Below are 24,649 nucleotides of genomic sequence, written 5' to 3'. Positions count from 1 at the left end.
TAGGGCAAGTGCGGTAGGCTGCACGCACATGGTCGGTATCCGGCCTGGCGCGCGACACGATGCACGACACAGAGAGGTGTTCCGACATGACCACTCCCCCTATGCTCTCGACGGCACTCACGCGCCTGACCGGCGTCGACCACCCCGTCGTGCAGACCGGCATGGGCTGGGTGGCGGGCGCCCGCCTGGTCTCGGCGACGGCCGAGGCGGGCGGCCTCGGCATCCTCGCCTCGGCCACCATGGACACCGCCGAGCTCGAGCGGCAGATCATCGAGGTCAAGGAGCGCACGGACCGGCCGTTCGGCGTGAACCTGCGCGCGGATGCCGGCGACGCCGAGCAGCGTGTCGACATCATGATCCGTCACGGCGTCAAGGTCGCCAGCTTCGCCCTCGCCCCTCGACGCGAGCTGATCGAGAAGCTCAAAGAGCACGGGGTCGTCGTGATCCCCTCGATCGGGGCGGTGCGTCACGCCGAGAAGGTCGCCGCCTGGGGCGCGGATGCGGTCATGGTCCAGGGCGGCGAGGGCGGCGGGCACACGGGCGCCGTGCCCACGTCGATCCTGGTCCCCTCCGTCATCGCGGCCGTGGACATCCCGGTGATCGCCGCCGGCGGCTTTCATGACGGGCGCGGGCTCGCCGCGGCCCTGGCGTTCGGTGCCGCGGGCGTCGGAATGGGTACGAGGTTCCTGCTCACGCGCGACAGCGCCGTGCCCGACGCCATCAAGCGGCGCTACCTGGGCTTCGGGCTCGACGGCACGGTCGTCACCACGAAGGCCGACGGGATGCCGCACCGCCTGCTGCGGACGGAGTACATCGAGGGTCTGGAGCGGCGAGCCGGCATCCGGCAGCTGCTTCCGACACTTCGTCGCTCGCTCGAGTTCAAGCGCATGTCGGGGATGAGCTGGCGCGGCCTCGCCGCAGACGCCGCCTCGATGAAGAAGGCGACCGGCCGCTCCTGGTCGCAGATGACTCTCGCCGCGAACACACCCATGCTGCTGAAAGCGGGCCTCGTCGACGGCGACACCCGCGCGGGGATGCTCGCGGCCGGACAGGTGGTCGGCCTGATCGACGATCTGCCCAGCTGCGAGGAACTCGTCGACCGCATCGTGCGCGACGCCGTCGTGCACGTGCGCGCCGCAGCATCCTGCATCATCGACTGAGGCCTCGGCGCCGAGACCGGGACCCCGCCGTCCGCGGCGAGGTCCCGGGAGCCGTCAGAGGCGTTCGATGATCGTGACGTTCGCGAGCCCGCCGCCCTCGCACATGGTCTGCAGGCCGTAGCGGCCGCCGGTGCGCTCGAGTTCGTTGAGCATCGTGGTCATGAGCCGCGTGCCGGTCGCGCCGATCGGATGCCCGAGCGCGATGCCGCCGCCGTTGACGTTGACCTTCTCCCGCGGCACTCCGGTCTCCTTCATCCAGGCGAGCACGACCGACGCGAAGGCCTCGTTCACCTCGAACAGGTCGATGTCGTCGAGGCTCATGCCCGCACGCTCGAGGGCGTACTTCGTGGCGGGGATCGGCGCCGTCAGCATGAACACGGGGCTGTCTCCGCGCACCGACATGTGGTGGATGCGGGCGCGCGGGGTGAGTCCGTGGTCCGCGACGGCCTGTGCGCTCGCGACGAGCACCGCGCTGGAGGCGTCGCTGATCTGCGAGGCGACCGCCGCCGTGAGTCGCCCGCCCGGGGTGAGGGTCTGCAAGCCTGCCATCCGCTCCAACGAGGTGTCCCGCCGCACGCCCTCGTCGTGGTCGAGTCCGTTCAGCGGCGCGATCTGGCTCAAGAAGCGGCCCTCGTCCTGTGCGGCCGCAGCGCGCTGGTGGCTCTCCAGCGCGAACTGCTCCATCTCCTCGCGGGAGATGTCCCACTTCTCGGCGATCATCTCGGCGCCGACGAACTGCGAGATCTCCTGGTCGGGGTACCGCTCCTGCCATCCGGGCGACTCGGCGAACGGCGTGGTGAAGCCGTAGGCCTCACCGGCGACCATGGCCGACGAGATCGGCAGCCGCGACATGTTCTGCAACCCGCCGGCGATCACCAGGTCGTTGGTTCCGCTCATCACGGCCTGCGCCGCGAAGTGCACGGCCTGCTGGCTCGATCCGCACTGGCGGTCGATCGTGACGCCGGGCACGTGCTCGGGGAATCCGGCGACCAGCACGGCCGAGCGGCCGACGTTGCCCGCCTGGCCGCCGATCGTGTCGGTCGCACCGATGATGACGTCGTCGAGGGCCGCCGGATCGATGCCGGTGCGTTCGACCAGAGCCTTCAGGCTGTGCGCGCCGAGGTCGGCCGGGTGGATGCTCGAGAGCGAACCGCCGCGCTTGCCGACGGGCGAGCGGACGGCGTCGACGATGTATGCCTCTGCCATGTTCTTCCTTCTTCCTGATCTCACGCGTGCTGACTGCTGACGGCGACGACCTCGCCGGTCATATAAGAGGAGTATGCGCTGGCGAGGAACACCATGACGTTGGCGACCTCCCAGGGTTCCGCCGCCCGGCCGAAGGCCTCTCGGGCCTTGAGCTCCTCGAGCAGTTCGGGCGTCGTGACCTTCTCGAGGAACGGGTGCATCGCCAGACTCGGCGAGACCGCGTTGACGCGTATGCCATGCGGGGCGAGGTCCATCGCTGCGCTGCGGGTGAGCGCCATCACGCCGGCTTTGGCCGCGGCGTAGTGGGCCTGTTCGACCTGGGCGCGCCAGCCGATGACCGAGGCGTTGTTCACGATCACGCCCGCGGTGCCCGCAGCGACCATGCGACGCCCGACGGCGCGGATGCAGCGGAACGTGCCGGTCAGCGTCACGTCGAGCACGATCCCCCACTGCTCATCCGTCATGTCGAGGATCGAGACGGAGCCGCCGAGGCCGGCGTTGTTGATCATCACGTCGATCGGACCGCCGTCTTCGGCCAGATCGAGGAACGCGGTGATCTGCTCCTCGACCGTCACGTCGCACACGGCGGTGCGCACCCGGTCGGCGCCGAAGCGCGCGCCCAGCTCCTGCTGCGTCTGCTCCAGCCGACCTGCATGCGTGTCGCCGAGCACGACCAGTGCGGCGCCCTCCTCAAGACAGCGGACTGCGGCGGCCTGCCCGATTCCTGCTCCGGCGGCCGCGGTGATGACGACGCGCTTCCCGGTCAGAAGGCCGTGGCCGGAAACGTACTCGGGGGTGGTGGAGCTCATGGACGGGCCTCTCGGGGTAGGCCGAGCACACGCTCGGCGATGACGTTGCGCTGGATCTCATCCGAGCCGCCGTAGATGGTGTCGGCTCGGCTGAACAGGAACAGGGTCTGCAGGTCGTCGAGCGCGTAGTCCGGCCCGACCAGGAGCGATGCGGGGCCGGAGACGTCCATCGCGAGTTCGCCGAGCGAGCGATGCCAGTTCGACCACAGCAGCTTCGTCACCGAGGCGCCGTCACCCTGCGCGCCGCCGAGCGTGCGCAGCGCGTGCTGGCGGATCACCTCGAGCTCCATGCGCGCCCGAACCAGCCGGTCGCGGAGCACGGCGTCGTCGATCGCTCCGGTGCGCGTGGCCGTGTCGATCACGGCATCCAGCTCGCGTCGGAAGGCGATCTGCTGGGCCAGGGTCGACACTCCGCGCTCGAAGCCCAGCGTCGCCATCGCGACCTTGAAGCCGTCGCCCTCGGCGCCGACCACGAGATCGGCGTCGGTGCGGGCGTCGTCGAAGAACACCTCGTTGAACTCGCTGGTCGCCGTGAGCTGCAGGATCGGCCGCACCTCGACGCCGGGCTGGGCCATCGGGACGAGCAGGTACGACAGTCCGCGGTGACGGGTGGACCCCGGCTCGGTGCGGGCGATCACGAAGCACCAGTCGGCGTGCTGGGCGAGAGAGGTCCACACCTTCTGCCCGGAGATCGACCACTCGTCGCCGACGCGGTGCGCCCTCGTCGACACGGCGGCGAGGTCGGAACCCGCACCCGGCTCGGAGTACCCCTGGCACCAGAGCTCTTCGACGGCGATGATGCCGGGGAGGAAGCGTGCCCTCTGCTCGGGGGTGCCGTGGGCGATGAGCGTCGGCCCGAGCAGCTCCTCGCCGAGATGGTTCACCCTGGCCGGAGCGTCCGCCCTGGCGTATTCCTCGTGGAAGATGACCTGCTGGGCGATGCTGAGTCCGCGACCCCCGTGCTCGACGGGCCAGGCCACGCAGGTCCATCCGGCGGCAGCCATGTGACGGTTCCACTCCAGCCGCGCCTCGAAGTCCTCGTGCTCGCGTCCGGAGCCCCCGCGTCCCCGCAGCGCGGCGAAGCGACCGGCGAGGTTCTCCTCCAGCCAGCCGCGGATCTCGGCGCGGAAGCGTTCATCCGCGTCGTGCTGCGTCGCGTCCATCTGTGCTCCTCATCGAGTCGTGGTCTTCGGCATGCCGTTCACGTATAGTATCAAGGAAACCAAGCGATTGTTTGGTTTGATGCTGGAGTTCAGAGAGGAACCCGTCATGCCCGTCGAATCCGCCGATGCCGTGGTGACCTACGAAGTGCGGGGGTCGACCGCGATCGTCAGGTTGAACCGCCCCCAGTATCGCAACGCGCAGAACTCGAAGGTCACCTATGCGCTCGACGCGGCCTTCACCCGGGCGGTCGACGACGAGACGGTCAAGGTCATCGTGCTCGGCGGCAACGGGAAGCACTTCTGCGCCGGCCACGACATCGGGACTCCGGAACGCGACATCGACGAGAGCTTCGAGCGCAAGGCCGTGATCTGGTGGGACCATGTCGGCGCGCAGGGCGTCGACTCCCGGTTCGCCCGCGAGTCCGAGGTGTACCTCGGGATGTGCCGCCGGTGGCGCGAGATCCCCAAACCGGTGATCGCGATGGTGCAGGGCGCCTGCATCGCCGGAGGACTCATGCTCGCCTGGTCGTGCGACTTCATCGTCGCGGCAGACGACGCCTTCTTCCAGGACCCCGTCGTGGCGATGGGCATACCCGGCGTCGAGTACTTCGCCCATCCCTGGGTGACCAACCCCCGCGCGGCCAAGGAGATGCTGTACACCGGGGACCGGATGCCCGCTGCCCGCGCGCACGAGCTCGGCATGGTGAATCACGTCGTGCCCCTCGACGAGCTGGAGCAGCGGACCCTCGAGCTCGCCGACCGCATCGGCCGGATGCCGCGCCTCGGACTCGCCCTGGCGAAGAAGGCCGTCAACCAGGCGGAAGACCTCCAGGGCATGCGGGCCGGCATGGACTCGGTGTTCGGCCTGCACCACGCCGCGCACGCGCACAACGCCGAAGTGGGCGGCGACTCCCTCGGCGGAGTCGACGTGCGCTCCATCAAGGCCGATACGAAGGGGGCCGCGCAGTGAACCTCGATCTGACCCCGGAGCAGGAGGCGTTCGCCGCGGAGGCACGCGCCTGGCTCGCGCAGCACGTCCCGGCCACACCGCTGCCGTCGATGGACACCGAGGGGGGATTCGCCGCCCACCGCGAATGGGAGGCGACGCTCGCGTCCGGCCGCTGGTCGGTCGTCTCCTGGCCCGAGCAGTACGGCGGGCGCGACGTCGGCATCACCGAGTGGGTGCTGTTCGAAGAGGAGTACTACCGCGCCGGCGCTCCGACCCGCGTCGCCCAGAACGGCATCTCGCTGCTCGCGCCCATCCTTTTCGAGCACGGCACCCCGGAGCAGCACGAACGGTTCCTCGGCCCCATGACCGATGGCTCGCTGATCTGGGCGCAAGCCTGGTCGGAGCCGGGCGCCGGCAGCGACCTGGCCGCGATCCGCAGCACCGCGCGCCGCGACGACGCCCGCGGCGGATGGGTGCTCAACGGTCAGAAGATCTGGAGTTCCAGAGCCGTCTGGGCAGACCGCGGTTTCGGACTGTTCCGCTCCGACCCCGAGGCGCAGCGGCACCATGGGCTCACGTACTTCCTGTTCCCGATGGATGCGGAGGGCATCACGGTGCGGGCGATCGCCCAGCTCGACGGCACCACCGGGTTCGCCGAGATCTTCTTCGACGACGTGTTCGTCCCCGATGACGACGTGCTCGGCGCCCCGGGCGACGGCTGGCGGGTGGCCATGAGCACCGCCGGCAACGAGCGTGGACTCTCGCTCCGCGCTCCTGGGCGCTTCCTCGCCGCGACGGATCGGCTGATCGCCCTGCAGTCGGGGTCGGGTCGCGACAGCGAGGACTCCGCGGTCGTCGATGCCTGGATCGGCGCAGAGGCCTATCGGCTCTTCACCTGGCAGACGGTCAGCACCCTGCTCGAAGGCGGATCGGTCGGCGCCGAGGGCAGCGTCAACAAGGTCTTCTGGTCGGAGCTCGACGTGCACATCCACGAGACGGCGCTGCGCATCCTCGGCCCCGAGGGCGAACTGCGCGGGGCCACGGCCGTCGACGGGGGCCGCTGGGTCGACGACTATCAGTTCTCGCTCGCCGGCCCCATCTACGCGGGGACGAACGAGGTCCAGCGCAACATCATCGCGGAGCGGATCCTCGGACTCCCCCGCGGCGGAGACGGAAGGCGTGCATGATGCGGTTCCTGCCCACGGAAGAACAGGTCGCCTTCGCTGAGGCGATCGACGAGATCGTCGAAGGGTCGGGCGGCGCGGACATCGCGCGCAGCTGGGCCGACGGCGACACCGCGCCGGGGCTCGCCCTCTGGGAGCAGTTCGCCGAGCTCGGCCTGCTCGGTCTGCGGGTGAGCGAGGGGGCAGGCGGCTTCGGGGGCACGGTGAGCGATCTCGTCGTGGTGTTCGAGCGCCTCGGCTACCACGGTGTGCCCGGCCCCTACCTCGAGACCGTCGCCCTGCTGCCCGGACTCGTCGACGATGACACGCGCGGCGAACTCGCCGCGGGTGCGATCGCCACGGCTGCGGTCGACGAGGTCGCCCCCGCGGCGCTCGATGCGGCTCTCGCGAGCAGGCGCTACCTCGTGCGAGACGGAGCACTTCATCGGGGCGACCTCGCCGATGAGCTGACCTCGGTCGCGCCCACCCGGCGCCTCGCACGCCTGACCCCGCGCGGCGACGCGACGCCCCTCGAACCCGGCGCGCTGGACGCGGCGCTGAACGAGGCCGCGCTCGCTGCGGCGGCCACGCTCGTCGGCGTCGGTGAGCGGCTGCTGGAGGAAGCGGTGTCCTACGCCAAGGTGCGCGAGCAGTTCGGCCGCCCGATCGGCGAATTCCAGGCGCTCAAGCACCAGCTCGCCGATGTGCGCATCGCCCTGAGCTTCGCGCGCCCGCTCGTCTGGAACGCCGCCCTCCGCGTCGACGAGCCCGACGAGGACCGCGCGATCTCCGCAGCGAAGGTCGCGGCGGGCGACGCCGCCCTGCTGGCCGCCCGCGTTTCTCTCCAGGTGCACGGCGCGATCGGCTACACCGCCGAGCACACGCTCCGCATCTGGCTCGGCCTCGCGCCCGCGCTGTCTGCGGCCTGGGGCACACCCGACTTCCACCGGGCGCGGATCGCCCGCGACATCCTCACGAAGGAGCGGTGATGTCATTCGACCCCGATGAGGACCAGCGGGAGCTCGTCGCGCTCGTGCGCGGAGTCCTGGACCAGCGCGCCGACAGCGCGGCGACGCGTCGCGCACTCGACACCGACGAGCGCTTCGACGTCGACCTGTGGCGCCTGCTGTGCGAAGAGATCGGGATCGCCGGCATGGCCATCCCCGAGGAGTTCGGCGGCGCCGGATTCACGCTGCGAGAGGCACAGCTGGTGCTCGAGGAGATCGGCGCCTCCCTCGCCCCGTCGCCCTACCTCGGCTCCGTCGCCATCGCCGCGCAGGCGGTCCTCGCGAGCGGCGACGCCGAGGCCGCCGCACGACTGCTGCCCGGCATCGCTGAGGGATCGTCGTCGGCCGCCTTGGCCTGGGCGGCCCCCGACGGGCGCTTCGCCCCGGAGCGGATGGGCGTGCGCGCCGAGAACCGCGACGGCTGGACCCTCAGCGGGACGAGCGGCTTCGTGCTCGACGGCGCCTCCGCCGACGTGCTGCTCGTGATCGCCTCGTCACCCGAGGGCCCTCGCCTGTTCGAGGTGCAGGACGTGTCCGCCGTGCGCCGCGAGGACACCGCGACCATGGATCAGACCCTCCGCCTGACGACTGTGCACTTCGACGCGGTGCAGGCTCGCCCGCTCGGGGCCGCCGATCCGACCGTGCTGGAGACGGTGCGCGCGCTCGCCCTCGCCGCGGTCAGCGCGGTGCAGGCGGGGACGGCCACCCGAGCCCTCGACGAGACCGTGGCATACGCGAAGCAGCGCGTGCAGTTCGGACGCACGATCGGCTCGTTCCAAGCCATCAAGCATCGCCTCGCCGACATGCACGTGCGGGTCGAAGTGGCCCGGACCGCGTCGCGCGCCGCATCCGACGCCCTCGCCTCGGGCGCCCGCGACCGGTTCGAACTGGCCGCGATCGCGAAGGCCACCTGCTCCGAGGCGCTGGAGCACGTCGCGGCGGAGATGATCCAGCTGCACGGCGGCATCGCCATCACGTGGGAGCACGACGCGCACCTGATCTTCAAGCGCGCTCATGCCCTGGGGCAGCTCTTCGGCACCGCCGGGGAAGAGCGCGAGCGCGCGGCGGACTGGGCTCTCGCTCACGGCTGAGCGGATCGGTTCAGCGCGGCTCAGCGCTCGTACACGTCACGACGGTGCCCGGCATGCACGACGACGACGGTGAGCACGCGTTCCTCGGAGGTCACGGACTCAGACCGACCTCCGTCGCCGGTGATCGGTCAGCGCCGCAGCAGCGACGTCTCGGTCCAGTCGGTGTACTTGCGGCGCTCCCGGAAGAGCCAGTCCTGGCCGACACGGACGAGCGCGTCGTTGTAGCGATCGGCGAGCGTGAACCGCACCCGGCCTTCCGAGGTCTCCCTGATGTGATGCGACATGCAGTAGGTGTGCGCCCGTGCCGTGTCGCCCTCGATCTCGATGTCGCTCGGGGAGAGCACATGGCTGGTGGCCACGAAGGCGGCGAGCGCGTCGAACGCCGCGATCAGCTGCTCACGCCCCTGGGGCGACTCGGCGGGCTCCACGGCGCGCGGTCGGAACATCAGCATCCGCCCGTCGACCGTGAACAGGTCGGCCATGTCGGCGGAGCGCCGCTGGTCGGCGTAGCGCCCGTACCGGGAGATCGTTCGCGTGATCGCGACCCAGTCGTCGAAGCCCTCGTTCACGATGCGCCCTCGGCGCGCTGTCGGTGCAGCGGGGTCGCGGCATCCGGCGGCCAGGAGGTACGCCGGCGGTCCGGCTCCACCGCGACCAGGGGTTCGACCCGGCGCAGGGTCTCCCGACTGCGCCGGGCGAGTTCCTGATAGATCCGCACCCCGTTGCGCTTCCACGCCAGCGCCTGCTCATCGAGGGCGCCGACCACTCTCGCCGGGGCACCGAGCACCTTCGAGCCCGGAGGGACCACCGTGCCCGCCGTCACGACGGCTCCGGCGCCGACCAGGCAGTCCGCGCCGATCTCCGCACCGTCGAGCACCGTCGAGCCGATGCCGATCAGGGCGAACGACCCGATCCGGCAGCCGTGCAGCACGACCCCGTGGCCGACGTGACTGTTCGGCTCGAGCACGGCATCGGCACCGGGGAAGGCATGGACGACGCACGAGTCCTGCACGTTCGCCCCCTCCCCCACGACGATCCGTCCGAAGTCGCCGCGGAGGCTCGCGAACGGGCCGATGTAGCACCCGGGGCCGATGATGACGTCTCCGATCAGGCTCGCGGTCTCGTGCACGAACGCGGTCGGATCGACCACGGGCACGACGCCGTCGAAGGCGTAGCTCGGCATCAGGCGACCTGCCCGCCGTCGATGATGAAGTCCTGGCCGGTGCAGTAGCTGCTGGCAGAGCTGGCGAGGTAGGCCACGAGGTTCGAGATCTCCTCCGGGCGTCCGGCGCGCGGGATGGGGATGCGGGAGATGAAGCCGACGCCCGCCCTGGCGTCTTCGCTGATCATGGGCGTGTCCACCGCTCCAGGGCACACCGTGTTCACGCGGATGCCCGTGCCCGCGAACTCGCGGGCGAGAGCGCGGGACACCCCCCGCAGGCCCCATTTCGAGGCGGAGTACGGAACGCGGTTCGCGTACCCCGCGACACCGGCGGTGGAGGCGATGTTCACGATCGACGCGCCGTCCCCCATGAGGGGCAGCATCGCCTGCACCCCCAGCATCGGGCCGATCAGGTTCACATCGAGCGTGAGGCGGATGACGCGCTCCGTCGTCTCGGCCAGGGGTCCCTCCGGACAGAATCCGGCATTGTTGACGAGCACGTCGACGTGCCCGAACTTCTCCTCCGCCGCAGCCGCCACCTGCGCCCAGGCCTCAGCCGACGAGACGTCGTGGGCGAGTCCGATGGCGCGGTCGCCGAACTCCGCAGCGACGTCGACGACGGCAGCTCCGTCGAGATCGGTGAGCACGAGGTTCGCGCCGAGCGCGTGGAACAGGGCCGCGTGCGAGCGGCCCTGACCGCCGGCTGCTCCGGTGATCACGGCGACCCGGCCGGTGAGGTCGATGACGGGCGTTGCATTCATGGGTGTCCTCCGGGATAGTTATCGAACAAGCGCTAGTTTGACAAGGAGTGAGGATGCCACGGCTCCACCACATCGGCATCACGGTGAGCGACACGGCCGCAGCGACCGCGTTCTACGCGGCGGCGACCGGCGGCGACGTCATCGGTCCCCTGTCGAAGAGCGGCCCCGCGGTCGAGGCCGCCACCGGCTATCGCGGAGTCGAGATCCTGCTCACGTTCATCCGCCTCGACGACGGAGTCTTCCTGGAACTCGCCGAGTACCAGGGCGCCGACAACCCCCGCATCGACCCGGACAACGGTCATACCGGGGCCGCGCATCCTGCCGTGGTCGTGCCCGACATCGAGGCGAGTCTCGCCCGACTGGCGGCGCTCGGCTACGAACCCCTGTCGCAGACGATGACGGCCACGGCCGGGCCGCTCGACGGTTACCGCTACGTCTACGTGCGAGGCCCCGACGACGTGCGGGTGGAACTGCTGCAAGAGCCTCACTGAGCACTCACCGCCGGCGCGGCCACGGCATCGAGCAGACGCAGATCGTCGTCGTCGAGCACCAGGCCGAGCGCGGCGGCCGAGTCCCGCACGCTCTCCGGCCGACTCGCACCCGGGATCGGGATCAGCACGGGCGAGCGTCGGAGCAGCCAGGCGAGCACGACCTGCTGCGGGCTCACCCCGTGCCGCTCGGCGACGAGGGCGACAGACGACGACGACGTGCCGAGCCCCTTGGCCGCACGCATGCCGCCGAAGGGACCCCACGCCAGGAAGGCCAGGCCGTGCGCCTCACAGAGCTGCAGCACGGGATCGCTCGAGCGCTCGAGCAGCGAATACTCGTTCTGCACGCTGACCAGGGCATCGCCGACCACCCGGATCGCCGTGTCGAGTTGGGCGGCATCGACGTTCGAGACGCCGACGCGGACCACGATCCCCTCGTCGACCAGCTGCCGCATCGCCCCCATCGACTCCGCGAACGGCACCTTCACGTCGGGGCGGTGGTGCTGATACAGCGGGAGGGCATCGAGCCCGAGGCGCTGCGCCGAAGCCCTGGCCGCGGCGGCGAGGTGCCCCGGAGAGCCGTCGACCCACCAGGTCGCTGCCGGACCTCGGGTGTGACCGCCTTTCGTGGCGATGACCACCCGATCGAGCGCGGACGGATGCCGTCGGAGCGCCTCGACGAGCGCCCGCTCGTTCACGCCCATCTCGCCCGACGGTCCATACGAGTCGGCGGTGTCGAACAGGGTGATGCCGGCGTCCACCGCGGCGTGCACGGCGCGGATGCCGCGAACGGAGTCCACACCCGGCACCTGGGTCAGGGTCATCGCGCCCATGCCCAGCGCCGAGACCTCGAGGTCGCCGAGCGCGCGGGTCGGCATCATCGTCCGACGGCCGTCCAGCCGCCGTCCACCGGCAGGCACTGTCCGATCACGTGGGTGGCGTCGCGCAGCATCCACACGATCGCGGCCGCGATCTCGTCGGGGTCGGCGAGGCGCCCGCGCGGGGTGCGCTGCTCGACCGCCGCGAGGTCGTACCCGTGGTCCACCATGTCCTGCACCATCGGGGTCAGCGTGTGTCCGGGGGCGACCGCGTTGACGCGCACGCCGCGGGGCGCCCATTCGATCGCGAGGTTCTCCATCAGCTGACGTTCGGCGGCCTTGGCCGGCCCGTAGTCGGTCTGGTTGGCCCACCCGCGGTATGCGGTGGTCGACGACACCAGCACGATCGAGGCCGGCGCGGCATCGAGGCGGCGCACGAGCGCCCGCGAGACCGCGAGCGCACCCACCACGTGCACGTCGAACAGCAGGCGCAGCTGGTCGAGGTCGATCTCGAGCGCCGGAACATACGCGCCGCGCACACCATGGCAGGCCACGAGTCCCCCCACCGGCGCGTCGGCCCAGGTCTCGGCCATCGCATCCTCCACCGCGCCCTCGTCGCGCAGGTCGACGATGCGGGTGGTCACCCCGGCTCTTGCGCTCGGCCGCAGGTCGAACACGGTCACGGCGATACTCCGGTCGAGCAGCTGCGCGACCACCGCATCGCCGATTCCACTCGCTCCTCCGGTCACCACGACGTGGTCGGCGATCGACTCTGCGGTCATGCGCAGCTCCCTTGCTGGTCGTCCTTCTGGGCATGCTACTGTGATTCCCAAACAAGCGCTAGGTCAGCGCGGGTCGCGCGAAGGAGCGGGGATGTCGGACAAGCGGGTGAGCATCGAGGAGGCGGTCGCCACCATCGAGAGCGGGATGACGATCGGCATCGGCGGCTGGGGCTCGCGACGCAAGCCCATGGCCCTCGTGCGCGAGGTCCTGCGGCGCGACCTCACCGACCTCACCGTGGTGGCCTTCGGGGGACCCGACGTCGGGCTGCTCGCAGCCGCCGGCCGCATCCGCCGCCTCGTCTACGGGTTCGTGTCGCTCGACAGCATCCCGCTCGACCCGCTCTTCACCCGGGCACGCGAACGCGGCGACCTCGAGATCGAGGAGTACGACGAGGGCATGTTCGTCACCGGCCTCCGCGCCGCGGCCTCTCGCCTCGACTTCCTCCCCATCCTCGCCGGCCTGGGGTCGGACGTGCTGCCGGCGAACCCGCGACTGCGCACGGTGGCATCGCCCTACTCCGACGCGCAGTACGTCGCCATGCCTGCCCTTCCCCTCGACGTCGCGCTCGTGCATGTGAACCGCGCCGATGCGCAGGGCAACGCGCAGTACCTCGGACCGGACCCCTACTTCGACGACCTGTTCGCCATGGCCGCGACGCGCACCATCGTGTCGGCCGAGAAGGTGATCCCGACCTCGGCGCTGCTCGACGAGGGCTCGTTCCACACGCTGCTGTTCAGCCGCATCTACGCCTCCGCGGTCGTCGAGGCTCCGGGGGGAGCCCACTTCACCACCTGCGCTCCCGACTACGAACGCGACGAGGTCTTCCAGAAGCACTACGTCGCCGCCGCGAAGGATCCGAGCGCCTGGGCGGAGTTCGAGCGCACGTTCCTGCAGACCGACGAGGCCGGTTATCGCGCGGCCGTCGCCCAGTTCCACGCCGATCGAGGAGAGTCATGACCAGCGTCGCCACCCCCGAGACAACGCTCGGTGCCAGCACCGCGGAGGTCTGCATCGCGGCCTGCGCCGACACCTACCGCGACTCGGGCGAGATCCTCGCGCACGCGGTCGGCATCATCCCCGCCCTCGGCGCCCGCCTGGCGAAACTCACCACCGCCCCCGAGATCGTGCTCAGCGACGGCGAGGCCTTCTTCCTCTCCGATCCTCCGATGCCGGGCGACCCCGCCGCTGCGGCCCCCGCGATCGAAGGATGGGCGCCGTTCCGTCGCGTCTTCGACATCGTCGCCACCGGCCGACGCCAGAGCATGATGGGCGCCAGCCAGATCGACCGGTTCGGCAACCAGAACATCTCGCTCATCGGCGACTGGGCACGCCCCACCCGTCAGCTCATCGGCGTGCGCGGCGCACCGGGCAACACCGCCAACCACCGCGTGGACTACTGGGTCGCTCGGCACAGCACCCGCGTCTTCGTCGAGGCGGTCGACATGGTCTCGGGAGTCGGCAACGACCGCGCGCGCGAGGCCGGCCTCCCGCACCATCACCTCGGTGTGATCGTGACGAACCTCGCCGTACTCGGTTACGGCGCCGACGGCATCGTCACCGTGCTGTCGGTCCACCCCGGGGTCGATCCGCAGACCGTGACCGACAGCACCGGATTCGCGCTCGACGCGACGGATGCTCCGCTCACGCGGACTCCCGACGCGGAAGAGCTGCGGTTGATCCGCGAGGTGCTCGACCCGCGCGGCACCCGCAGCCGAGAGGTCGCGGACTGACGGACCCTCCGTCCCGTCCCCGGTGCACTCAGTCGGCGAGGAGGCCCTTGTGCAGCAGATCCAGGAAGTTGTCGGTCAGGCTCGTCGCCGTGTGACCGCGGCCGGGTCGGTACCAGGCGACCGTCGACCACACCGCGTCGCGGATGAACCGATAGGCGATCGGAGCGTCGATCGAGTCGCGGAACACCCCGACCTTCTGCCCCTCGGTGATCTGCGAGAGCCAGAGCGCCTCGATGCGCTCGCTGTTCTCGCCGAGGAACTCGAAGCCGGGCTGACGAGCGAGGAACGACAGCTCGTTCTGGTAGAGACCGACCGCGTCGGGCTGGCTCTCGATGGTCGCGAAGGCGTGCGCGATGAGCTTGTCGAGGATGTCACGCGGGCTGCCGCCTTCGGCGACGATCTCCTCGAAACGTCCGAGCAGTCCCGTCATGAAGCTGCGCAGGATCTCCTGGAGGATCGCCTCCTTCGAGGAGAAGTGGTGGTACAGACTGCCGGAGAGGATGCCCGCCTCATCGGCGATGTCGCGGACCGTCGTCGCGGAGTATCCGCGCTTGGCGATGAGCCGAGCGGCGATCGAGATGATCTGATCCCGTCGCTCGGAGCTCTGCTCCTGGCGGCCCCCGCTTCTGGTCGTTGCCATCACTGCTCCTTCACCGAAAAAATTCACAAGCGCTTGCTCAGTGTGTCGCACAGAACTGTTTTCCCGAAACACCCTCTCGGAGTGTACGCATGATATTGGAAAGGACGACCATGACAGTCTCGGAAGCGACGACAGTGCCCGCCCTCCTCGCGGAGGTGGAGACTCTGGGCGATCATCCCGCCATCGTCGACGGCGAGACCGTCATCAGCTACGCCGACCTGCACGACCGTGTGCGTTCCGTCGCCAGGGCATACCTCGCGCAGGGAGTACGACCGGGGGACCGCATCGGTCTCTGGGCCCCCAACCGGCACGAGTTCATCCTCGCGATGCTCGGCGCGCAGCTCGTCGGCATCGCGGTCGTGCCCCTGAACACCCGCTACACGGGACACGAGGCCGCCGAGATCCTCGCCCGCTCCCGCGCCACCGCGTTGGTGCTCGCCGACGGGTTCCTCGGCAAGTCCTACAGCGCGGCGCTCCGCACGGCTGCGGCCGAACGCGTCACCGACGGGTCGACCATTCAGGGGCTGCCGCACCTGCGAACCGTCGTGACGCTCGACGAGACACGAGACGCCGGAGTCCTCTGCTGGACCGACTTCCTCGCCGCCGGCGAGACGATCGACGAGAACCTGGTGTCGGCGGCGGCCGCTGCGGTGACGCCGGACGACATCATGGACGTGCTCTTCACCTCCGGCACGACCGGCGTCCCGAAGGGGGTGCTCAGCGCGCACCGGCAGACCCTCTCCGTCGCCAGGGCGTGGGGTCTCGGAGCGCGACTGACGCCAGAAGACCGTTACGCCGTGGTCAACCCGTTCTTCCACGGCTTCGGCTACAAGGCGGGAATGATCGCCTCGCTGATGGGAGGGTGCACGATCTACCCGCTCGCGGTGTTCGACGTCGACCGGGTGCTCGAGCTCGTGCAGTCGGCGCGCATCAGCGTCCTCCCCGGCGTGCCCACGATCTTCACTTCGCTGCTCGACCACCCCCGCCTCGGGGAGTACGACCTGTCGTCGCTGCGGTTCGCGATCGCCGGGGCCACCGCCGCACCGGCCACGCTCTTCCACGACATGGTGAACGTGCTCGGTTTCGAGACCGTGGCCCAGGCCTACGGACTCACCGAGTGCGTCGTCGCCACCCTCTCCCGATCCGGCGAATCGCTCGAGCACACCGCGCAGACCACCGGCCCGGCCGTCGAGGGCGTCGAGATCCGGGTCGTCGACGAAGACGGGAACGATGCCGGGCTCGACACCGATGGCGAGATCCTGCTGCGCGGCCCCAACGTCATGCTCGGCTATTTCGAGGATCAGGCCGCGACCGACGCGGTGCTCGACGCGGACGGCTGGTTCCACACCGGCGATGTCGGACGCCTCGACGAGCACGGCTGCCTCAAGATCACCGACCGTCTCAAGGACATGTTCATCGTCGGCGGCTTCAACGTGTATCCCGCCGAGGTCGAGAACGCTCTGCGCAAGCATCCGGCCGTCAACGAGTCCGCCGTGATCGGGGTGGACGACGAGCGCCTCGGCACGGTCGGCCGCGCCTACGTCCTGCTGCTGCACAACGCCGACCCTCGTCCGGACGCCGCCGACCTCGAGGCCTTCTGCCGCACGCACCTGGCGAACTTCAAGGTGCCCCGCGAGTTCGTCTTCGTCGAGGACTTCCCCCGCAACGCGACCGGCAAGATCCTGAAGTCGGAGCTCCGCGCCCACGCCTGACCCCCTTCCCTCCTCCCCCTCCCCATCGATGCCGAGCGCACGGCATCGTGTCGAGCGCACGGCTTATCGGCGCAGGCATCCCGTGTACTCGGCGCGAACCCGTGCACTCGGCTGGGGCGGGGCGGGGGCGGGGCGGGGGTCAGCTCAGGCGCTCGAGCACCATCGCCATGCCCTGGCCGCCCGCGGTGCACATGGTCTCGACGGCAAACTGCTCATCGCGCTCGCGGAGGGCGTTGATCGCGGTGGTCGTGATGCGGGCGCCGGTCATGCCGTAGGGGTGTCCGAGGGCGATCGCACCTCCGTTGACGTTGACGCGCTCGGGGTCGATGCCGATGTCGGCGATCGAGGGGATGACCTGTGCCGCGAAGGCCTCGTTGATCTCCAGGATGTCGATGTCGCCGATCGACATGCGGGCGTACGCCAGCGCGCGCTCGACGGCCTGCACAGGGCCGAGGCCCATGATCTCGGCCGACAGCGCGGACACCCCCGTCGACACGACACGCGCGAGCGGGGTCAGGCCGAGCTCCGCGGCCCGGGTGTCGCTCATGATCACGAGTGCGGCGGCGCCGTCGTTGAGCGGGCAGCAGTTCGCGGCGGTCACGGTCCCGTGCGGACGGAACACCGGCTGCATGCCGCTGATGCCTTCCAGGGTCACACCCGCTCGCGGCCCGTCGTCCTTCGTCACGAGCGTGCCGTCGCCGAGGCGCACCGGGGTGATGTCCGTCTCCCAGAAGCCCCTCGCGGCCGCGGCTTCGGCGCGGTTCTGGCTGAGCACCGCCCACTCGTCCTGCTCTCGGCGCGACACTCCGCGGAACGAGGCCACGTTCTCGGCGGTCTCCCCCATCGCGATGTAGATGTCCTCCAGCTCGCCGCGCTCGAGCGGATCCGACCACACGAAGTCGGGGTCCTGCGCCTCCCGCGCCGTGCGCGCGGCGGCATCGGCCCACCGCGGATTCTTGGTGTCGGGCATGCCGTCCGACTTTCCTGACGCGAACTGCGACACGGCCTCGACCCCGGCGGAGACGAACACGTCGCCCTCGCCGGCCTTGATCGCGTGGAACGCCATCCGTGTGGTCTGCAGCGACGACGCGCAGTAGCGATTGACCGTCGTCCCCGGCACCGCATCCCAGCCGAGCTGCAGCGCCAGCATCCGCCCGATGTTGTACCCCTGCTGGCCCGCGGGCTGTGCGCATCCCACCATCAGGTCGACGATCTCGTTCGGGTCGAGGCCCGGCACCGCGTCGACCGCCGCCCGCACCATCTGCGTCGCGAGGTCGTCGCCGCGCATGTCCTTCAGGCTGCCCTTGAACGCGCGCCCGATGGGCGAACGCACGGCGGAGACGATGACGGCTTCGGTCATGAGGGGTTTCCTTCGGTGATGTCGAGACGATCGGCCTGCTGCACGATGTCCGCGTTCGGGGTGTGGGTGAGGAAGGCGGGCCATTCGCCACCGCCGTCCACAGGGACGACGGCGCCGGTGACGTGCGCGGAGAAGGGAGAGGCGAGCATCACGCACACGGCGCCGAGCTCCTGCGGTGAGGCGAGACGACCGCGCGGGATCGTGCGCGCGATCTCGGCGTACTGCTCGGGGGTGCCGTAGTGGTCCACCGCGCTCTCGGTGTGCACGAGTCCGCTGCTGACCGCATTGACGCGGATCTCCGGCGCCCACTCGACGGCGAGACTGCGGGTCAGACTCTCGAGCGCAGCCTTCGCGGCCCCGTACACGGCCGTGCCGGGGCTGGGTCGCCGCGCGCTGATCGAGGTGATGTTGATCACACTTCCCCGGTGGGCGCGCAGCGGCTCGAATGCGGCTCTGGTCGCGACAGCGGCCGACAGGAAGTTGATCTCGGTGATGGCCTGGAAGTAGCGGGGAGACCCGGCCTCGAAGCGACCGAACGGCGAGCCGCCGACGTTGTTGACGAGGACGTCGAGGCGGCCCCGTCGATTCACGATGCCGTCGATCCACGCCTGGTTCTGCGCGGCGTCTCTCACATCGACGGGGCGGAAGGATGCGGTGCGGCCATCGCGCGAGGGAAGGGTCTCCGGCTCGGCTCGGCCGCAGAACTCCACCTCTGCCCCGGCGTCGAGGAACGCCTCGACCACGCCGCGCCCGACGCCGCGGGACCCGCCGGTGACCGCGACGACCTTGCCCGCGAAATCCATGACCAGGCTCACTCCGCCTCCTCCGTGAGCGGTGCTCCGATGCACCGACCTGTCCATGCTACCAACCAAATGCTAGGTTAGTCGCATGAGTCACGATGATGTTTCTCCAGGGCATCCGCGCACGGTCGTCGTCACCGGCGGCGCGCTCGGCATCGGCGGCGGGATCAGCCGTCGTCTCGCCGCAGACGGAGACCACGTCGTCCTCGTGGACATCGATGCGGATGCCGCTGCCGCGACCTCCGGCGAGATCGAGACGGCCGGCGGACGCTGCACTGTCCTGGTCGGCGACATCACCCAGGACGAGACGGTCGACCGGCTTGCGGCCCTCGTCGAGCGTGAACAGGGCCACGCGGACGTGCTCGTCAACAACGTCGGCGACTTCCGACCGGCGAAGTCGTTCTTCGGGAAGAGCCCGCCGGAACAGTGGCGCCGCCTGCACGAGCTCAACCTGTGGCACGTGTTCACCGTGACCCGCGCACTGCTGCCCGGGATGATCGCCGCCGGTGGCGGGAGCATCGTCAACGTCTCGACCGTCGAGGCGTTCCGCGGCATCCCGGGCAACGCCGTCTACTCGGCATACAACGCCGGCGTGTCCGCCTTCACGAAGAGCCTCGCCGTCGAAGTCGGTCCCTCCGGTGTCCGTGTCAACGCGATCGCCCCCGACCTCGCCGACACTCCGCAGACGCCGGCGGATCTGATGCTGGGCGGTCGCGACCCCGCCCTGCTGCGCTCCTGGCTCCCGGCCGGACGATTCGGACGGCCGGAGGACTACGCGGGGGTCGTGGCTTTCCTCGCCTCACCGGACGCCGCGTTCATCACCGGTCACACGATCCCCGTCGACGGAGGGACGCTCGCGGCATCGGGCTGGTACGGCAAGGCATCAGGGCGCGGGTGGACGAATATGCCGGATCAGGCATGAACTCGCTCGGCGAGCTCTCCGACCGTCAGGAGATCCATGACCTCGTGCTGCGCTACTGCTCGGCCGTCGATCGCGCCGACTACCTGATCGTCCGCGGCGTCTACGCGCGCGATGGGGTCGACCACCACACCGGCTTCTCGGGAACGGCCGACGACTACGTCGCCTGGCTCCGCGAACGCACGGCCGTGTTCGACGGCACCATGCACATCGTCGGCAACCACCGGGTCGAGCTGTTCGGCGACCACGCCTTCGCCGAGACCTACGGCACCGCTGTGCATTGGGGGCGGCCATCGACCGACGAGAGCCTCAACTTCACGAGCGGCTTCCGCTACCTCGACCATATGCGCAGAGAGCCCGACGGCTGGCGCATCGTCGAGCGGACAGCCGTGCGGGAATGGACGCGGTCGGATGCCGGGCGTCTGCGCGAGCCGGAAGGTGAGGGGCCGCGCGGCCGACGCGGACCAGACGATCCCTCGACCGCATGCCGCGACCGCGTGCGTCGAGCGGCGACCGCGCACCCCCTCGAACGAATGGAGCGACCATGACCCGCAGCATCGAGCAGCGCCTGCAGGCACTCGAGGACCGCCTCGAGATCATCGACCTGGAGGCCTCGTACGCGCGGTCGTTCGACGAGCGCGACGGCGACGCGTGGTGCAGCCTCTTCACCGAGGACGGCATCTACCAGTCGAGGCCGATCGGCGAAGCGGCGCCCGTGACGTTCGTGCAGGGGCGTGCAGCCCTCCGTGCCTTCTGCAGCGACGCCGCCTTCGCCGGCATCCACTTCCTGCATCTGCCGCAGCTCATGCTCGACGGCGACACCGCGACCGCCCGCATCCATCTGGAGTTCCACGGCGACTACGCCGAGGATGCAGGCGCTCCGCGTCTGGCGATGCGGGGCTTCTACGACGTGTCGTACCGTCGGGTCGACGGCCGCTGGCGCATCGCCCACCGGGTGACCTCGGCCTTCAGCCGGGAGCAGTCGACGGTGCTCGGCTACCCGGCGGCCTCCGCGCTGCCGGGCTGAGCCGGAAGCAGCAGGCGGAACCGCTCGCACACCACCGGCATGTCCGGCTCGAAGCCGCGAGGGTTCTCGGAGTGCTCCCGCCAGTACCGCTCGTGCACCTCACGCCAGTGCGCGAGCGTGCGGTCGCCCTCGCCCTCGGAGAACGCGTGCTCGGCGCTCACTTCGTCGAAGGGCACGATCGCGATCGCGGTCGTCTCGATCACGGCCCGAGGAACGCCGGCGCCGTCGAGGATGATGCTCACATCGCCCGCGGCCGGAAGCGGATCGCCCGTCGCGTCGTAGTCCCACAGCGATGACGCCGTGCCCGTCTTCACGCCGTCGAGCACGAGCGCCAGCAGTTCATCCGCGTGCTCCGGGATCGCCCCGAAGCCCCACGCCTCCGGCAGGGTCTCCGGCAGGTCGGGCAGCGCCGCCAGCGCCTGGCGCCAGAAGGTCTCGATCGCAGCGTTCTCGGTCACCGATCCAGCGTAGGCGACCGACCATCCGTCCTCCGCCTACGCGACGGCGCCGAAGTACGCCTTCTGCAGATCTTCGAGCGAGACATCGGCTGCGGCGCCGGCCAGGGTCGTGCGCCCCATCTCGATCACCGTGACCTCGTCGGCGATGGCGACGGATTCCTGCACCGCCTGCTCCACCAGGAGGATGCCGATGCCGGTGGCCTTGAGCTCGTGCACCCGCTCCATGACCTCCTTCACGATGACGGGGGCCAGGCCCTGACTCGGCTCGTCGAGGATGAGCAGCTTCGGCTTCGCCATGAGCGCCTGGCCGATCGCGAGCATCTGCTGCTGCCCGCCCGACATGCTCGCGGCAGGCAGGGCACGCTTGCTCCCGAGGATCGGGAAGAGCTGGTAGATCTCGTCTGCGGCCGACACGAGTGCGCGCTTGCCCATCCCGCGCGAGAATCCGCCGAGGATGAGGTTCTGCTCGATCGTGAGCTCGCGGAAGACCTTCTTGCCCTCCTGCACGTACGAGATGCCGCGCGCGACACGCTTGTGCGGAGCATCCGCCAGCGGTTCCCCGAGGTAGGAGACCGTGCCACCGGACACCTTGTTCAGTCCGGTGATCGCCCGCAGCGTGGTCGTCTTGCCGGCACCGTTGCGACCGAGCAGCACCGTGATCTCGCCGGTGCGCACCGTCAGCGAGACGTCGCGCACCACCGTCAGGTCGCCGTAGCCGGTCTGCAGGCCCGACACCTCCAGCAGCACATCACTCATGGTCGCCGCCTCCTGCCGCGTTGGTCTCCGCCGTGACACCGAGGTACTCCTCCATGACACGCGGGTTGCTCTCGATCTGCTCCGGTGTGCCGTGCGCCATGACCGCGCCCTGTGCGAGCACGTAGATGTCATCGGCGACGCGCAGCACCAGCTGGAAGTTGTGCTCCACCAGGATGACCGTCATCCCGGCGTCGCGCAGCCGCATCACCAGACCCTCAAGGACCTCGAGCTCGTCCTCGTCCAGTCCGGAGGCGACCTCGTCGAGGAGCACGACCTTGGGCGAAGCGGCGAGGCTCCTGGCCACTTCGAGCAGACGCCGGTTGCCCAGGGGCAGGGAGTCCGCCGGCTCGTCCCGCTGCGCGCTGAGGCCGACGAGGGCGAGCGCCCGCTCCGCCGCGGCGCGGTTCTCGGCGCGGGTGCGCCAGAACGTCGGAAGACGCAGCACCGAGGCGACGATGGTCGGCCGCTCGGTCGCGTACCTGCCCGCTTCCACCGCCTCGAACACCGTCAGCTTCTCGGGGATGTTCGGCGTCTGGAAGGTGCGCGACACCCCCGCCCTGGCGACCCGGTACGACGACAGTCCCTGGATGGACGTGCCGTCGAGCTCGATGGTCCCGGCATCCGTCTTGTAGAAGCCGGAGATCATGTTCAGCAGGGTCGTCTTGCCCGAGCCGTTCGGACCGATGATGGCCGTCACGGCACCAGGTGCCGCGTCGATCGACACCTTCGACAGCGCCTGGTTGCCGCCGAACGCCTTGGAGACCCCTTCGGTGCGCAGCAGGGCTCCGTCGAGCTTCTCGACCTCGGCGGGCGCCGCCTCGATCGGCTTCATCCCGACCTTGGCCTTCGCCGCATTGTCGGCCTTGCGCAGGAGGCTCCGCAGGAGCCCGGCCAGTCCGCCGGTGAAGGCCACACCGCCGATGAGGAGGAAGGCGCCCGAGATGATGAGGCCGAACTTGCTGAAGTTGGTCGACTGGTTCATGCCGAACTGCAGCACGGCCGCGCCGATCAGAGCTCCGTAGATGCTGGCGGACCCGCCGAAGATCGAGGCCGCGAGCACCGTCATCGCGAAGGAGAACGCGAAGGCCTCCGGCGAGATGAACAGGTCGAGGTTGGCGAACAGCACGCCGGCGATGCCCGCGGGGACCGCACCGATCGCGTACGCGGTGAGCTTGGCGCGGAACACCGAGATGCCCATCGACGACGCCAGGACCGGGCTCTGCTTGAGCACGCGGAGAGCGGTGCCGTGACCGGAGAGCACGAGGTTGCGGATCAGCGCGAACGCCACGATCGTGACCCCCACGATGATCACGTAGTAGGTGCGCCCGTCGATCATCTGCCCGAAGGAGGTGGCGGGCATGATGCCCGCCAGGCCGTTGCGCCCGCCCGTCTCCTCTTTGAAGATCGACAGCACGTCGGGGACGATCAGGATCAGGAAGAACGACGTCATCGCGAGCGACCAGCTGCCGAGGCGAAGACCGGGGATGCCCGAGATGAGTCCGATCACCAGGGCGGCCGCCGCGCCGATGAGCAGCTGCAGCCAGATGTCGGTGACACCCGCCTTGTTCGCGAGGCCCGCGGCGTATGCGCCCGCCGCGTACATGGCGACCTGCCCCATCGCGAGTTCACCGGCGTAGCCGAGGGAGAGGTTCAGGCCCAGCACGATCAGCGCCAGGATGAGCGTGAGCTCGATCTGCCGTGTCGCGGCATAGCCGAGACCGAGGAAGGGGAGGGCGAGCAGCACGACGCCGACCGCGAGGGGCCAGATCCAGCCGGGGACGGCACGCAGTTTCAGCCAGAGAGCAGCCATGGTCACACCGTCCGTTCCACGCGACGGGTGAAGAGTCCCGTCGGTTTGACCATCAGGATCACGATGAGGATGAAGAAGACCGTCAGGCCCGCGTAGTCCGCGCCGATGTAGCGCGTGGCGAGGGCCTCCGCGAGACCCACGATCAGACCGCCGACGAGCACCCCGCCGAGCGACCCGAACCCGCCGATCGCGAGGACCACGAAGCCCTTGAGCGCCAGCGACGCGCCGAGGGTCGCCACCGCGTAGGTCTTGGGCCCGACGAACACCCCGAGGAATCCGGCGAGGATGCCGGTGAAGATGAACGCCATCAGGGCGAAGCGCCGCACGTTCACACCGCGCAGCTGAGCAGCTTCGCGATTCTCGCTCATGCCGAGCAGGGCGATGCCGGTCATGCTCCGTTTGGCGTACTGCGTGAGCACGACGACCAGGACGATGACCAGCACGATCAGAGCGAGCTCGACCGGGTAGACGCGCCCCCCGAGGAACTCCAGAACCTGGTCGCCCATGAAGAAGGGCACCCGCTTGGGCTCGCCGCCCCAGATCACCTGGGCGACACCCTCCATGATGATCGAGGCGCCGAGGGTGGTGACGAGCAGGTTGTGCGGGTCTTTGACGGGCCGGATCGCGACGCGCTCCTCGAGGGCGGCGATGGCTCCGACGATGACGGCGGCGGCGATGGCGACGAGCCACCACGGCAGACCCCAGACGACGATGCCCACGTACGCGAGGAACGCCCCGAGCATCATGAGCGCCGCCTGGGCGAAGTTGAAGGTCTTCTGCGAGAGGAAGACGATGTTGTAGCCGATCGCCACCAGTGCGTAGATCGCACCGAGAGCCAGGCCGGACCAGATGATGGTCATTGCGGTCGGGTTCCTTC

27 protein-coding genes are annotated in these 24,649 nt (G+C 69.8%); 12 read left to right on the top strand and 15 right to left on the bottom strand.

Translation table 11 applies throughout. The features are described from left to right. Positions 1 to 86 precede the first annotated feature (86 nt). Complete coding sequence (locus tag AB0E56_RS05630) at positions 87 to 1,160, top strand: nitronate monooxygenase (RefSeq protein WP_359797313.1); 1,074 nt, start codon at positions 87 to 89, stop codon at positions 1,158 to 1,160. A 54-nt stretch (positions 1,161 to 1,214) separates the two neighbouring features. Here the strand turns inward: AB0E56_RS05630 and AB0E56_RS05625 are convergent, their stop codons facing one another. From AB0E56_RS05625 to AB0E56_RS05615, 3 genes are read right to left on the bottom strand one after another with little or no spacing between them, the layout of a single operon-like run. Further along, positions 1,215 to 2,366, bottom strand: a complete 1,152-nt coding sequence (locus tag AB0E56_RS05625) for an acetyl-CoA C-acetyltransferase (protein WP_359797311.1) — start codon at positions 2,364 to 2,366, stop codon at positions 1,215 to 1,217. Between the two features lie 20 nt (positions 2,367 to 2,386). Continuing rightward, positions 2,387 to 3,175: an SDR family oxidoreductase gene (locus AB0E56_RS05620; RefSeq protein WP_359797310.1), complete on the bottom strand. Its 789-nt coding sequence runs from the start codon at positions 3,173 to 3,175 to the stop codon at positions 2,387 to 2,389. Further along, positions 3,172 to 4,338 (bottom strand): acyl-CoA dehydrogenase family protein, encoded by a 1,167-nt coding sequence (locus AB0E56_RS05615; protein WP_359797308.1) that lies wholly within the window; start codon positions 4,336 to 4,338, stop codon positions 3,172 to 3,174. Before AB0E56_RS05615 ends, AB0E56_RS05620 begins: the two co-directional genes overlap by 4 nt. 106 nt (positions 4,339 to 4,444) lie before the next feature. Between AB0E56_RS05615 and AB0E56_RS05610 the strand changes: the two genes are divergently transcribed. Genes AB0E56_RS05610 through AB0E56_RS05595 form a run of 4 tightly spaced genes read left to right on the top strand, consistent with a single transcriptional unit; the run spans position 4,445 to position 8,548 of the window. Then, positions 4,445 to 5,308, top strand: a complete 864-nt coding sequence (locus AB0E56_RS05610; protein WP_359797307.1) for an enoyl-CoA hydratase — start codon at positions 4,445 to 4,447, stop codon at positions 5,306 to 5,308. Then, complete coding sequence (locus AB0E56_RS05605; RefSeq protein ID WP_359797305.1) at positions 5,305 to 6,474, top strand: acyl-CoA dehydrogenase family protein; 1,170 nt, start codon at positions 5,305 to 5,307, stop codon at positions 6,472 to 6,474. Before AB0E56_RS05610 ends, AB0E56_RS05605 begins: the two co-directional genes overlap by 4 nt. Beyond that, entirely contained in the window at positions 6,474 to 7,439 is a 966-nt protein-coding gene (locus tag AB0E56_RS05600; protein WP_359797304.1) for an acyl-CoA dehydrogenase, read from the top strand. Before AB0E56_RS05605 ends, AB0E56_RS05600 begins: the two co-directional genes overlap by 1 nt. Next, a complete protein-coding gene (locus AB0E56_RS05595) occupies positions 7,439 to 8,548 on the top strand; it encodes an acyl-CoA dehydrogenase family protein (RefSeq protein ID WP_359797303.1) in 1,110 nt (369 codons plus the stop codon). Before AB0E56_RS05600 ends, AB0E56_RS05595 begins: the two co-directional genes overlap by 1 nt. A 128-nt stretch (positions 8,549 to 8,676) precedes the next feature. Here AB0E56_RS05595 and AB0E56_RS05590 read toward each other — a convergent pair whose 3' ends face one another. From AB0E56_RS05590 to AB0E56_RS05580, 3 genes are read right to left on the bottom strand one after another with little or no spacing between them, the layout of a single operon-like run. Further along, positions 8,677 to 9,117, bottom strand: coding sequence for a nuclear transport factor 2 family protein (locus tag AB0E56_RS05590; protein WP_359797301.1), 441 nt, complete (start codon positions 9,115 to 9,117; stop codon positions 8,677 to 8,679). Continuing rightward, positions 9,114 to 9,731 carry a gamma carbonic anhydrase family protein gene (locus tag AB0E56_RS05585; protein WP_359797300.1) on the bottom strand — a complete coding sequence of 206 codons (618 nt, stop codon included), beginning with the start codon at positions 9,729 to 9,731 and terminating at the stop codon, positions 9,114 to 9,116. The genes AB0E56_RS05590 and AB0E56_RS05585 overlap by 4 nt, the downstream gene beginning before the upstream one ends. Continuing rightward, positions 9,731 to 10,471 (bottom strand): SDR family oxidoreductase, encoded by a 741-nt coding sequence (locus AB0E56_RS05580; RefSeq protein WP_359797298.1) that lies wholly within the window; start codon positions 10,469 to 10,471, stop codon positions 9,731 to 9,733. Before AB0E56_RS05580 ends, AB0E56_RS05585 begins: the two co-directional genes overlap by 1 nt. A 53-nt stretch (positions 10,472 to 10,524) precedes the next feature. Between AB0E56_RS05580 and AB0E56_RS05575 the strand changes: the two genes are divergently transcribed. Beyond that, positions 10,525 to 10,962, top strand: coding sequence for a VOC family protein (locus AB0E56_RS05575; RefSeq protein WP_359797296.1), 438 nt, complete (start codon positions 10,525 to 10,527; stop codon positions 10,960 to 10,962). Here the strand turns inward: AB0E56_RS05575 and AB0E56_RS05570 are convergent. Continuing rightward, positions 10,956 to 11,840, bottom strand: a complete 885-nt coding sequence (locus AB0E56_RS05570) for an aldo/keto reductase (protein WP_359797295.1) — start codon at positions 11,838 to 11,840, stop codon at positions 10,956 to 10,958. The two genes, AB0E56_RS05575 and AB0E56_RS05570, sit on opposite strands and share 7 nt — an antisense overlap. Continuing rightward, entirely contained in the window at positions 11,837 to 12,559 is a 723-nt protein-coding gene (locus AB0E56_RS05565; protein WP_359797292.1) for an SDR family oxidoreductase, read from the bottom strand. Before AB0E56_RS05565 ends, AB0E56_RS05570 begins: the two co-directional genes overlap by 4 nt. Before the next feature lie 91 nt (positions 12,560 to 12,650). On the opposite strand from AB0E56_RS05565, the gene AB0E56_RS05560 reads away from it, so the two are divergent. Together AB0E56_RS05560 and AB0E56_RS05555 are read left to right on the top strand one after the other, a co-directional pair. After that, on the top strand, positions 12,651 to 13,517 hold the full coding sequence (locus AB0E56_RS05560; protein ID WP_359797290.1) for a CoA-transferase: 867 nt from the start codon (positions 12,651 to 12,653) through the stop codon (positions 13,515 to 13,517). Then, positions 13,514 to 14,290, top strand: coding sequence for a CoA-transferase (locus AB0E56_RS05555; protein ID WP_359797288.1), 777 nt, complete (start codon positions 13,514 to 13,516; stop codon positions 14,288 to 14,290). The genes AB0E56_RS05560 and AB0E56_RS05555 overlap by 4 nt, the downstream gene beginning before the upstream one ends. Before the next feature lie 28 nt (positions 14,291 to 14,318). On the opposite strand, the gene AB0E56_RS05550 is transcribed toward AB0E56_RS05555, so the two are convergent. Further along, positions 14,319 to 14,930: a TetR/AcrR family transcriptional regulator gene (locus AB0E56_RS05550; RefSeq protein ID WP_359797287.1), complete on the bottom strand. Its 612-nt coding sequence runs from the start codon at positions 14,928 to 14,930 to the stop codon at positions 14,319 to 14,321. Positions 14,931 to 15,040: 110 nt separating this feature from the next. Between AB0E56_RS05550 and AB0E56_RS05545 the strand changes: the two genes are divergently transcribed. Continuing rightward, the gene (locus tag AB0E56_RS05545; protein ID WP_359797285.1) at positions 15,041 to 16,642 is read left to right on the top strand and encodes an AMP-binding protein; all 1,602 of its coding nucleotides are present in this window, start codon (positions 15,041 to 15,043) and stop codon (positions 16,640 to 16,642) included. Between the two features lie 139 nt (positions 16,643 to 16,781). Here the strand turns inward: AB0E56_RS05545 and AB0E56_RS05540 are convergent, their stop codons facing one another. Together AB0E56_RS05540 and AB0E56_RS05535 are read right to left on the bottom strand one after the other, a co-directional pair. Then, entirely contained in the window at positions 16,782 to 18,002 is a 1,221-nt protein-coding gene (locus AB0E56_RS05540; RefSeq protein WP_359797283.1) for an acetyl-CoA C-acetyltransferase, read from the bottom strand. After that, positions 17,999 to 18,817, bottom strand: a complete 819-nt coding sequence (locus AB0E56_RS05535) for an SDR family oxidoreductase (RefSeq protein WP_359797282.1) — start codon at positions 18,815 to 18,817, stop codon at positions 17,999 to 18,001. Before AB0E56_RS05535 ends, AB0E56_RS05540 begins: the two co-directional genes overlap by 4 nt. Positions 18,818 to 18,890: 73 nt before the next feature. Here AB0E56_RS05535 and AB0E56_RS05530 point away from each other — a divergent pair, with 73 nt between their 5' ends. From AB0E56_RS05530 to AB0E56_RS05520, 3 genes are read left to right on the top strand one after another with little or no spacing between them, the layout of a single operon-like run. Continuing rightward, positions 18,891 to 19,724, top strand: coding sequence for an SDR family NAD(P)-dependent oxidoreductase (locus AB0E56_RS05530; protein WP_359797280.1), 834 nt, complete (start codon positions 18,891 to 18,893; stop codon positions 19,722 to 19,724). Beyond that, a complete protein-coding gene (locus tag AB0E56_RS05525; RefSeq protein ID WP_359797278.1) occupies positions 19,721 to 20,269 on the top strand; it encodes a nuclear transport factor 2 family protein in 549 nt (182 codons plus the stop codon). The genes AB0E56_RS05530 and AB0E56_RS05525 overlap by 4 nt, the downstream gene beginning before the upstream one ends. Further along, positions 20,266 to 20,748 carry a nuclear transport factor 2 family protein gene (locus AB0E56_RS05520; protein WP_359797276.1) on the top strand — a complete coding sequence of 161 codons (483 nt, stop codon included), beginning with the start codon at positions 20,266 to 20,268 and terminating at the stop codon, positions 20,746 to 20,748. The genes AB0E56_RS05525 and AB0E56_RS05520 overlap by 4 nt, the downstream gene beginning before the upstream one ends. Here AB0E56_RS05520 and AB0E56_RS05515 read toward each other — a convergent pair. Genes AB0E56_RS05515 through AB0E56_RS05500 form a run of 4 tightly spaced genes read right to left on the bottom strand, consistent with a single transcriptional unit; the run spans position 20,718 to position 24,632 of the window. Then, positions 20,718 to 21,206 carry an ASCH domain-containing protein gene (locus tag AB0E56_RS05515; RefSeq protein ID WP_359797274.1) on the bottom strand — a complete coding sequence of 163 codons (489 nt, stop codon included), beginning with the start codon at positions 21,204 to 21,206 and terminating at the stop codon, positions 20,718 to 20,720. The two genes, AB0E56_RS05520 and AB0E56_RS05515, sit on opposite strands and share 31 nt — an antisense overlap. A gap of 36 nt (positions 21,207 to 21,242) precedes the next feature. Then, positions 21,243 to 21,962, bottom strand: a complete 720-nt coding sequence (locus AB0E56_RS05510) for an ABC transporter ATP-binding protein (protein ID WP_359797272.1) — start codon at positions 21,960 to 21,962, stop codon at positions 21,243 to 21,245. Beyond that, positions 21,955 to 23,772: a branched-chain amino acid ABC transporter ATP-binding protein/permease gene (locus AB0E56_RS05505; RefSeq protein ID WP_359797271.1), complete on the bottom strand. Its 1,818-nt coding sequence runs from the start codon at positions 23,770 to 23,772 to the stop codon at positions 21,955 to 21,957. Before AB0E56_RS05505 ends, AB0E56_RS05510 begins: the two co-directional genes overlap by 8 nt. Positions 23,773 to 23,774: 2 nt before the next feature. Continuing rightward, entirely contained in the window at positions 23,775 to 24,632 is an 858-nt protein-coding gene (locus tag AB0E56_RS05500) for a branched-chain amino acid ABC transporter permease (RefSeq protein WP_359797269.1), read from the bottom strand. Between the last annotated feature and the right edge of the window lie 17 nt (positions 24,633 to 24,649).

The organism is Microbacterium sp. NPDC028030 (genome assembly GCF_040637855.1).
In the GTDB taxonomy this organism is placed as follows: domain Bacteria; phylum Actinomycetota; class Actinomycetes; order Actinomycetales; family Microbacteriaceae; genus Microbacterium.
Note: the sequence above shows the minus strand (reverse complement) of the source record. Positions and strands in the feature narration are given on the sequence as shown.